General features: G+C 73.2%; 8 protein-coding genes and 2 pseudogenes. 3 read left to right on the top strand and 7 right to left on the bottom strand.

Annotated elements, in window-relative coordinates; genetic code table 11:
- Nucleotides 1-67 precede the first annotated feature (67 nt).
- The 4 genes from ACFV0G_RS04665 to ACFV0G_RS04650 are packed head-to-tail and all read right to left on the bottom strand — an operon-like array spanning nt 68 to nt 3974.
- Complete coding sequence (locus tag ACFV0G_RS04665) at nt 68-295, bottom strand: hypothetical protein (protein ID WP_380541548.1); 228 nt, start codon at nt 293-295, stop codon at nt 68-70.
- A 60-nt stretch (nt 296-355) separates the two neighbouring features.
- A complete protein-coding gene (locus ACFV0G_RS04660) occupies nt 356-2290 on the bottom strand; it encodes a hypothetical protein (RefSeq protein WP_380541545.1) in 1935 nt (644 codons plus the stop codon).
- Complete coding sequence (locus ACFV0G_RS04655) at nt 2287-3231, bottom strand: protein phosphatase 2C domain-containing protein (protein ID WP_380541542.1); 945 nt, start codon at nt 3229-3231, stop codon at nt 2287-2289. The genes ACFV0G_RS04660 and ACFV0G_RS04655 overlap by 4 nt, the downstream gene beginning before the upstream one ends.
- A gap of 59 nt (nt 3232-3290) precedes the next feature.
- Complete coding sequence (locus ACFV0G_RS04650; RefSeq protein WP_380541539.1) at nt 3291-3974, bottom strand: hypothetical protein; 684 nt, start codon at nt 3972-3974, stop codon at nt 3291-3293.
- 237 nt (nt 3975-4211) lie between these two features.
- Between ACFV0G_RS04650 and ACFV0G_RS04645 the strand changes: the two genes are divergently transcribed.
- Entirely contained in the window at nt 4212-6545 is a 2334-nt protein-coding gene (locus ACFV0G_RS04645; RefSeq protein ID WP_380541536.1) for a helix-turn-helix domain-containing protein, read from the top strand.
- 51 nt (nt 6546-6596) lie between these two features.
- Nucleotides 6597-7565, top strand: a complete 969-nt coding sequence (locus tag ACFV0G_RS04640) for a DUF6801 domain-containing protein (RefSeq protein WP_380541532.1) — start codon at nt 6597-6599, stop codon at nt 7563-7565.
- Nucleotides 7566-7616: 51 nt separating this feature from the next.
- Here ACFV0G_RS04640 and ACFV0G_RS04635 read toward each other — a convergent pair whose 3' ends face one another.
- The 3 genes and pseudogenes from ACFV0G_RS04635 to ACFV0G_RS04625 form a co-directional block, all read right to left on the bottom strand.
- Nucleotides 7617-8414: a GNAT family N-acetyltransferase gene (locus ACFV0G_RS04635; RefSeq protein WP_380541529.1), complete on the bottom strand. Its 798-nt coding sequence runs from the start codon at nt 8412-8414 to the stop codon at nt 7617-7619.
- A 70-nt stretch (nt 8415-8484) separates the two neighbouring features.
- A pseudogene (locus tag ACFV0G_RS04630) lies at nt 8485-8582 on the bottom strand (IS630 family transposase); the annotation flags it as partial.
- Nucleotides 8583-8610: 28 nt separating this feature from the next.
- Nucleotides 8611-8955 (bottom strand): YcxB family protein, encoded by a 345-nt coding sequence (locus tag ACFV0G_RS04625; protein WP_380541525.1) that lies wholly within the window; start codon nt 8953-8955, stop codon nt 8611-8613.
- An 82-nt stretch (nt 8956-9037) separates the two neighbouring features.
- Here ACFV0G_RS04625 and ACFV0G_RS04620 point away from each other — a divergent pair.
- A pseudogene (locus ACFV0G_RS04620) lies at nt 9038-9414 on the top strand (transposase); the annotation flags it as partial.

Here is a 9414-nt window from a genome sequence, read left to right as displayed (position 1 = left end):
CCGTGTGCGGGCGCGCGCGGGGCGCCGTTCGGGGCGCCGGATCCGCCTGCTGGTGCCAGACATGCGGTCAGTGGTGGCAGGAAGCGGCGAGGAGGAGGAAGAGGATCGCGAAGGCGATGAAGAGGAGGCAGCCGTTGCCGCTGTCCGGGTTCTTGGCGTTGGTCTCGACCAGGCCGCCGGGGGCGAGGCCGGGGTGGCGGTCGGCGTAGTGCGCGATCTGCTGCTGCTCGCCCTGGGACTCGGTGCCCCAGGAGGTCTTGAAGCCGCATTCGCCGCACCGGTAGCGGTATGCCATGTCAGTTCCTCGACTCTCGTGACGTGATGGTGGGTTGACCCGCTGCGGGCGTCCGGGGGCTCAGCGCCAGCGCCAGCAGACGGTGTAGCCGAAGGCGGGGTAGTCGCCGGACCGCCACCAGGTGGATCCGCTGGTGCCGCAGAAGGCGGGGTCGTCGGGGGTGCCGGTGCGTCCGGTGACGTAGACGTTGGACCTGGCGCAACTGCCGACGTTGGTGAAGGTGTTGCCCGACTTGAGCAGGCATTCGTTGACGGTGGCGTAGCCGGCGTCGTCCGGGTAGTTCATCGACAGGCACAGCAGGACGTCGAGGCCGGAGTGCCCGGTGGCGGCCATGGTGCGCCAGTAGTTGTAGTGCGGCCAGTTGTCGCACTTGCCGTGGTCGGCGGTGCCGCGGTAGGTCGCCAGGACCTTGAAGTTGCCGGTCTGGCAGGCCTGCATCGACCAGGAGTCGGCGCCGGGGGCGCCGAACACGCAGTCGCCCTGGTGGGCGTGGTAGGCGGTGCCGCCGGAGCTCTGGTAGCTGAGGCACAGGACGCGGCCGTACCGGGTGGACGAGACGCTCTCGTCGCTGTCGGCGACGCCGTCGCAGCTGTTCAGGTCGGTGCTGCCGGCGTTGATCCGTACGACCTTGAACGCCCCGGAGGAGCAGGTGGTGGCGGACAGGTCGGCGTGGCCGTTGCTGCCGGTGTCGTGGAAGCAGTCGCCGACCTCCGCGGTGGCGATGGGATCGGTCGGCGTGGGTGTCGGGGTCGGGGTCGGGGTGTCCGGGGCGGATGTGGTTCCCGCCGGACGGGGAGTGGGGGTCCAGGCGGGGAGGTGCGGGACGTACGGGGTGGCGGAGCGCAGCGTCCAGCCGCTGTCGGCCGTCCGGGAGGCACCGGTCCGGGAGGAGTGCTGGTTGCCGACGATCACCAGGACGAGGGCCAGGACGGCGGCGAGCGCGCCGATCACCTTGCCGGCCGTGGCCCCCGCGGTGGCGGGCGGCGCCGGGGTGCCGGTGGTGGTGGGGCGCCCCGGTGTCCCGGCGGTGGGGGGTCGGCCGGTGCCCGGTCGGGCCGGAGAACCCGCCCTGGGCCGGCGGGCCTTCGGTGCGGTCGCCGTGGTCCTGGTGGACGCGCCGCTCGCGGCCGCGGCGAGCTGTTCGGCCCACACGCCCGGGGCCGGCCGCCGTGCCGGGTCGGGGTCGAGCGAGGCGCGGGCCAGGTCGCCGAGCGCGGGATCGACCGCGGCGAGGGCGGTGGGCTCGGTGGCGGTCTGGTCCCGGGCGAAGATGCGGACGGCGAGCAGGGCGAGCTTGTAGACGTCGCTGGCCCGGGTGGCCCGCTCCTCGCCCGCGGGGACCTGCCAGTCGGGGGTCTCGGCCTGCGGCAGGACGGTCGCGCCGTGCAGGCGCATGGCGTCGCAGTCGATCAGGAAGCACGCCGGTTCGGGTGCCAGGCTGAAGAGCAGGTTCTTCGGGGAGACGTCGCCGACGGTGACCCCGTGCCGGTGCAGTCGGTCCATGGTGGCGGCCAGGTCGGCGAGCAGGAGCAGCCGGTGGCGGTCGCTGATCGCCAGTCCGATCCCGGCGACGTAGGCGTCGTCGTTGAGGAGGTACTCCGTGCTGGCCAGCCGTCGCGTCCCGGCGTTCGCGCCGGCCAGCATCCGGAGGTCGAAGTGGAAGCGGTCGGGCACGGCGCGCATCAGGAACCCGCAGGCCCGGCCCTGGCGTTGGACCACGGCGGCCGGCCATGCGGTCTTCTCGCACAGCCAGCGCCCCTCCGCCGCGGTGAGGCGGCCGGGCAGGGCCGCTGCGGCGGCGAGCGCGGCGGCGTCGACCAGGGGCAGCACCGCGGGGCCGTACTCCTTGTAGACGACCGCCCAGCCGCCGTCGACGGCGCCCTGGTTGATGTGCTTGTTGAGCACTTGGTGGACGGAGCCCTGGCCGCCCTGGCCGAGTCGGCGGCCGAGGGCCAGGGCGGCGACGTCGACGGGGGCCGCGGGGTCGGTGCTCACCGCGGCTCCGCCTCGTTCCTTGGCCAGAGGGCGAGCAGGGTGCGGTCGTCGTCGAAGGTCTCCCGGGTGAAGTCGAGGACGTGACCGAACCACAGCGGTGGCGGCGGTGTGCCGAGGTGCCGGGCGAAGTGGCTGCCGACCAGGCCGTCGCCCTCGCCGAGCGGGTCGCCGAAGCCGTCCGTGCCGACCAGCAGCGTCCAGGGCGCCACCAGCAGTCCGGTGGCCGTTTCGAGCCGGTCGGGGACCCGCGGCAGCGGGGACACCTCGTTGCTGACCAGCAGGGCGTCCGATGCGGTCTTCGAGCCGAACAGCGGCCGGTAGCCGCCGTGGGCCCGGTCGAGGATCCAGGCCCCGGAGTCGCCGATGCGGAAGAGCTCGATGCGCAGGCCCTCGGCCGTGGGCCGGACCGCACCGGCGACGAGGGTGGTCGCGTACAGCCGGGCCACGTCGACGGGGCCCGGTTCGATGACGCCGAGCCGCCACTGCGCGAGCTGCCGCAGCCGTTCGGCGGCGTGCGCGGCGACGTCGGCGGGGTCGAGCGGGCCCGGTGTCCGGTCGAGCAGGTGCAGGATCCGCTCGACGGCGGCCCGGCAGGCCTCGACGGCGCCCTGGTGGGACTCGGAGGCGCTGGAGACGCCGTCGGCGACGGCGAACACGATGCTGTCGGTGGCCTCGTGCACGGCCGCGCGGGCCGCGTCCTGGCGCGGCTGTCGGTAGTAGCGGTGCTTGGCGCCGCGGACGGAGGCGAAGCGCAGCGTCAGGGCGTCCGTGGACCAGCCCTCGCACTCGCTGTCGGGGAAGTCGAAGGCGTACTGGCTGGGCGGGCGGGCCTCGAACTCCATGCCCGGGACGCCCACCGCGATCCGCTGCCACGGCGCCGGCCCCGGCTCGGCCGACGCCTCGGGCGGGGCCGGGGGCAGCGGTGGCGGTGGCGATGGCATGAACGGACCGGGCACGGGCGCGGGCGTCGAACGGGCCGGGTCCTCCCGGCGGGCCGGCGTCACAGGCCGACCTCGTCGATGGCCATGGTGAACTGGTCCGGGCGGTTCACGACCAACGCCGGGCTGGACGAGTTCAGGGCGTGGCCCGACGCCACCAGGCTCGCGGTGAGGGAGTGGAAGAACTCCGAGATGGCCCGGCCGACGTCCGCACCGGACTTGGCCACGAAGGCGAACTCGGGGCGGGTGGCGACGTCGACCATCGTCTGCGCCTGGGCGTCGCCGATGCCGCAGGCGATGATGTTCGGGGCGGCAGGGGTCCGGCTCCGGTCGGTCAGGGCGGCGTGCGGCCCGCGCCACGCGGATCCGTCGGTGGGTGCGCCGTCGCTGAGGAAGAAGACCACCGGGCGGTGCACCTTGTAGCCCTCGCCGCGCAGCCACTGCACGTCCGCGGGGATCCGCTGCAGCAGATCGTCGAAGACGGCCCGGTAGTTGGTCACCCCGCGGATCTCCACCCGGGGCACGGTGGTCTCGGTGCGCATGTCGGCGACCGCGAGCCGCACCTGCACGTCGTCGGAGAAGCCGAGCACGGCCAGCCGGAGCTTGGCCGCGATCATCGGTTCCGCACGCAGCCCCTCGCACAGGGATGCCACGCCGCCGCCCAGTTCGTTCTGGTACGGCGCCATCGAGCCCGACTCGTCGGCCAGCACGTAGGCCGGCAGCAGGACGCCCTTCGTCTCCGCCATCGGAAATCCGCCTCCTTCACTTCCACTCGCACGGACGGTGCGGGCGCGTCCGGGCGGCTACGGGCAGGTGCGCCGGGGCCGCGGGACGGATGGCCCGCACCGCCGATGCTGGCGTCCGGGCGGGGAAGTGCACAGGTCAAAGCACTGGCCATGGATGACCAGTTGTCAGGGTAGGCTCACGTCTGTTCCGGATCGTGGGGGGAGAAGGACCAAGTGGCGGAGACGCTCGGGGCGTTAGTGCGCCGCCTGCGGAAGCAGGCCGGCCTGACGCAGTTCCAGCTGGCGGAGCGTGCCCAGTTGGGCGAGCGCACGATCGGCAGGATCGAGAACGACAAGCCCTTCGACCACCGGCTCGGGACCGTCGCCCGGCTCGCGGACGCGCTGGAGGCCGGCCCCGAGGAGCGCCGGCGGCTGACGACGGCGCTCGGCGGCGCCGAGGAGACGACCCAGCCGGAGCCGCTCGATCCCCCGCCCGCGCAGGTGCGGGAGCACGGCCCGCTGGCCGACGCCGCCGACGAGTTGGCCAGGGAGAGCAGGCGGCGCTGGCGGCGCGAGGAGGCGCAGCACCGGGTGCACCACCCGTTCGCTCTGCCGGTCCGCTGGCGGCAGGTGTCCGCGGGGGTGTCCGACCGGTCGGAGAACGCCCAGCGCCTGGCGCCGGGTGACACCTCGTCGGAGGTCGACCTGAGCGGCGATCTGCGCCGGGTGGCCGAGGTCTACCGGCGGATCCGGTCGGGGCGGCTGGTGGTGCTCGGCCGGGCGGGGTCGGGCAAGTCGATCCTGGCGGTCCGGTTCGCCCTGGACCTGCTGGACGCCCGGGTCCGGTCCGAGCGGGTGCCGGTGATCTTCAGCCTCGGTTCCTGGGACCCGACCGCCGTCGCCCTGCGCGACTGGCTGATCGACCGGCTGCTGCGCGACTACCCGCATCTGGCCCGGCGGGTCCCCAGCGGGAAGTCGCTCGCCGCGGACCTCCTCGACGACGACCTCGTCCTGCCGGTCCTGGACGGATTCGACGAGATCGCGGAAGGCCTGCGGGGCGAGGCGCTCGAGGCGCTCAACCTCTCGCCGCTGCCGCTCGTCCTCACCAGCCGGCAAGGCGAGTTCATCGACGCCGTCCGGGCGACCCACGCGCCGCTCGCCTCGGCCGTCGTCCTCGAGTTGTGCGACCTGACCCTGGACGACCTGCGCAACTACCTGCCCCGGACCGATGGGGTCTTCCCGGGCCATCCCGGGCCCGACGGGCCGGGCGGCCCCGGTGCGGCCTGGGACGCCGTCCTGGACGAAGCGCAGGCCCCGGGGAGCGCGGCCGGCGCGAACCTCGCCGCCGCCCTGAGCACCCCGCTGATGATCGCCCTCGCCCGGACGATGTACAGCGACTCCCCCGAGCGCCGGCCGGGCGAACTGCTGGACACCGCACGGTTCCCCGACCCACACGCGATCGAGGAGCACCTGCTCGCGGGCTTCGTCCCCACCGTGTACCGGCGCCGCGCCCCGGAACGGCTCGACGACGGCCGACCCCACCGCGCGCAGTGGGACCCGGAGCGCGCCCAGCGGTGGCTCGGCTACCTCGCCCACCACCTGGCGCGGCTCGACCGCGAGCGGCAGGACCTCGCCTGGTGGGAGCTGGGCACCAGCATGCGCCGCTCCTCGCGCACGCTCGTCATCGGGTTCCTGGCCGGACTGGCCTTCGGCCTCACGACCGCCGTCGGGAACCTCCCGGTGGACCTGGTGGCGACCTCGCACGGCCTCGGGTTCGCGGTCGTGCGCGGACTCGTGGTCGGGGCGCTGCACGGGCTCGCGGCCGGACTGCTCTTCGGGCTCGTGTACTGGTACGCATCGGAGCGCGAGGACTCCCGGCCGTCTCCGGTGCGGATCAGGCTCTCCGGCAGGACGCGGCAGCCGCGCGGGAAGGTCCGCGCCAGGTTCATGGTCGGCCTCGGCTGCGGGCTGGCGGCCATGGCCGCGCTGGTCCTCATCGACGAGGGCGTGGTCGGACCGCTCGGGCTCGGGGACGGCCAGCGCGGCGACGGACTCGTGACCGGGCTCCTGTTCATTCCCGCGATCGCGCTCGCGACCGGGTCGGTGTTCGGTCTCATCGCCCTGCTCGAAGCCCCCGTCAGGACCGATTCGGTCGTCAGCCCCGCCGACCTGCTGGACATCGACCGCCGGAACCTGGCCTTCCACCTCGCCGCATGGGCGCTCGTCATCGGCCTCGAGGTCGGCCTGCTCAACGGGATCGTGTACGGGCCGCTGCGCGGATTGGAGGTCGGCACCGTGTTCGGCCTCGAATCCGCCTTCGGGGCCGGGCTCGGGTACGGGCTCAGCCTGACCGCGTGGGGCCAGTGGGTGGCGCTGTCCCGCATCTGGCTGCCGCTGACCGGGCGACTGCCCTGGGCGCTGATCGCCTTCCTGGACGACGCCCACCAGCGGGGTGTGCTCCGCCAGGCCGGCGCCGTCTACCAGTTCCGCCACGCCCGGATCCAGAGCCACCTGAGCCGCACCTTCCAGGACCGCCACCGGCCCCGCCGGCGGGGGCCGTCGGGCGGCAGGGACCCGGCCCGGGCCGCCTGACCGGCAGGACCGTTCGGAGCACCGATGCAGACGCGCAGTGGAAGGTGGACCATGAGTGCCGGGTACGGACCGGGAAGTCCCAAGGCGCGGACCGTCCTTGTGATCGCCGCGGTGGGCGGGGCCGCGATCGGCGTCGCGGGCGGCCTCGGAACCGGAACGGCGGCCGCGCAGCCGGCCAGACCCACGCTGCGGTACACCTGCACCTTCCCGACGATCGGCGGCCAGCCGATCACCGCGCGGATATCCACGGACATCCCCACGTCGCTGGCGGTCGGCGAGTCCAGTCCGGCGTTCGCCATCAACGCGGCGGCCACGGTGGACGCGACCTTCACCCTCGGACTGCGCTACGTCCTCGGCGTGCGGATCATGGAGGGCTCCCTGGACGCGGAGACCGACGTGGCCGCGCCCCAGGGCACGATCCGCGTCCCGGTGCACCTCACCATCACCAGGACCTCCGTCCCGGCCGCCGGCTCCTTCGACATCCCGGCGACCGGCACGGCGCCCCGGCTCACCTTCACCGAACCGGGCAGCGCCCGGATCACCGCCGGCGACTTCACCCTGCACCTCGTCCCGGAGGACGCGAACGGCAACCTCACCTCGTTGGGGCGGGTCACGGTGCCGTGCACGCTTAACACCGGCCAGAGCAACGTGGTGTCGTCGTTCGCCCTCACGGCGGCGCCGACGACGACCGGCCCGGCCGCCCCGGGAACGGGCGGCACCGCCGGCGCCGGCAGCCCGACGGCCCCCGCGACCGCCTCCCCCACCACCCAGGGCCCCACCGGCTCCCCCACGTCCACCGGATCCGGCCCCGCGAGCGCCGTACCCGCCGGCAGCGCGCCGCCGGGCCCGCAGGGATCCACCATCGACGCCGCGGCACGGACCACCGCCACGCCCGCCGGCCGGAGCACCGGCGGCGTGCCCCTGCTGCTGGCGGGCGTCCTCGCCACGGCCGCAGCCGCAGCCGCAGCGGCCTTCCTCGGCCCCCGATGGAAGCGGCGGCGCGCGTCCGGCCCCCGCTAGTGCTGTGACCGAGAAGGTTCACCGGGTGTGCCCGATGGCCGCGTTGCCGCGCTACGCTTCGCGGTCGTTGCGCTGGGGCGGGTAGACGTATGGAGTCGTGGTAGTCAGGATGGCGAACCCGAGTCGTTGCAGGATGGGGCGGCTCTGGTCGGTTGCGTCGACCTGAAGGTATCGGTAGCCGAGGTCGGCGGCGATCCGGGCACGATGGGCGACCAGGGCCCGGTAGATGCCCCGGCCTCGCCAGGCCGTCACAGTGCCGCCGCCCCAAAGGCTCGCGAATTCCGTGCCCGGGTTCAGTTCCATCCGTGCCGAGCAGACGGGCAGGTCGCCGGCCATCGCAACGACCATGCTGAGCGTTTCCGAGTTCTGGGTCAGTTGGGTGAGCAGCCGCTGCCGCAGACCGGCGCCGCTGGTGCCGAAGGCCTGCTCGTGGACGTCTACCACGAGGTCCACTCCTGCGGGGTCGGTCACCGGGAGCAGGCGGACGCTCTCGGGCAGCGCGATGTCGGCTGGCAGGTCCTGAATCCGGGCGACCATCACCGCTTCCTCGGGCTCGGGTGTGAACCCGGCCGACCGCAGCCGCCTCCCGAGATCGCCGGGCCGGTCGTGGGCGTATGCCTTCCACTCGAACTCGCGCCCCAGCGTGCCGAAGTAGCGCACCTGCGCCGCGATCGCCGCATCCGCCGTGGCATCGTCGAGGCCCGACCAGAGGACGCCGTTCCAGTCGTGATCCGCGCCGACCTGCCGCACGACGTCGCCGTCACACTCGATGCGGGCTCCGACACTGTCGGGCTGCGCGTCGTGCCTCATCTGGCGGTCGAACAGGGCGAGCACTTCTTCATGATCCATCCGCCCACTCCAGCATGACGTGGGCGGCCTCGCCATTGAGTTTTGTCCTGTCCCCCGCAGAAGTGACTACTCACTCGGCACGTGTCGGGAGACGGCCGCCCCAGCGGATGCCTTCTCGCTGCGGATGCGGGCGCGTTCGCGACGCTGTGCAGCCAGGACGTCCGGGTGCACCCGGACGGGATAGCCTCGACATCGGTCAGGACGCGGGTGCGGATACCGTCCAGCCCTTCGCGGCGAGGAATGCCTCGAACTCAGATCGCTGGTTGATATTCAAGGCTCGCCTCGGGAAGAGGATGAACTGCTTCTCAGTGAGGTCGAACTGCCACCACTCGCCCCGTCGTCGCACCGAGCACATCTCAGCCCAGGAGATCGAACGTGTGACACCACCCTGAATCGTGACAAATGCGTCTTGGGTGATCTCGAAGGTGCGGGGAGCGTTGTGTTCGTCGGTCGTTGCGAGGCGCGCGAGGCACCGCAGGAGTGGCTCCGGCATCACTGCCAGCCCGCCTGCGATCCCGTAGACGAGGATCCGAAAGTGCATGGGCACTGCGGGGATGAGGCTCAGGCCGGCGAGGGCAGCCGAAAGGATGTACTGCGCGAGCCACCAACGGCGCCGAGCAATTCGGGCTGACTGTGTGAACTCATCGAAGGCCGGGCGCCGTGAGCTGAGTCTGCGGCCCCGGGCCGAGCACGAGGCTGTCCGCAAGGCCCGCGCCGAACAACAGACCGATGAGTGGAAAGAGCGCTACCGGATCCGGGCAGGTGTCGAGGGCACCATCTACCAGGGAGTCGGTCGCTGCGGCCTGCGTAGATCCCGCTACCCGGGCTTGGCGAAGGCCGGCCTCCAGCACCAGCTCACCGGCGCCGCGATCAACCTCGCTCGCATCGATGTCCACCTCACCGACACACCACGGGTCCGCACCCGCTCCAGCCACTTCGCACGACTTCGCCCCGGGCCCGGGGGGGGCGGGGGGCGCGCTCGGCGCGGGGGAGGCCGGGA

Origin of the sequence: Kitasatospora sp. NPDC059571 (genome assembly GCF_042735675.1) — a bacterium.
Classification (GTDB): Bacteria; Actinomycetota; Actinomycetes; order Streptomycetales; family Streptomycetaceae; genus Kitasatospora.
This window is presented reverse-complemented; position numbering and strand designations above follow the sequence as displayed.

Coding starts and splice junctions, on each gene's coding strand:
- ACFV0G_RS04655 (WP_380541542.1), bottom strand. CDS start 3,231: ATGCCATCGCCACCGCCACCGCTGCCCCCGGCCCCGCCCGAGGCGTCG.
- ACFV0G_RS04665 (WP_380541548.1), bottom strand. CDS start 295: ATGGCATACCGCTACCGGTGCGGCGAATGCGGCTTCAAGACCTCCTGG.
- ACFV0G_RS04640 (WP_380541532.1), top strand. CDS start 6,597: ATGAGTGCCGGGTACGGACCGGGAAGTCCCAAGGCGCGGACCGTCCTT.
- ACFV0G_RS04650 (WP_380541539.1), bottom strand. CDS start 3,974: ATGGCGGAGACGAAGGGCGTCCTGCTGCCGGCCTACGTGCTGGCCGAC.
- ACFV0G_RS04635 (WP_380541529.1), bottom strand. CDS start 8,414: ATGGATCATGAAGAAGTGCTCGCCCTGTTCGACCGCCAGATGAGGCAC.
- ACFV0G_RS04625 (WP_380541525.1), bottom strand. CDS start 8,955: ATGCACTTTCGGATCCTCGTCTACGGGATCGCAGGCGGGCTGGCAGTG.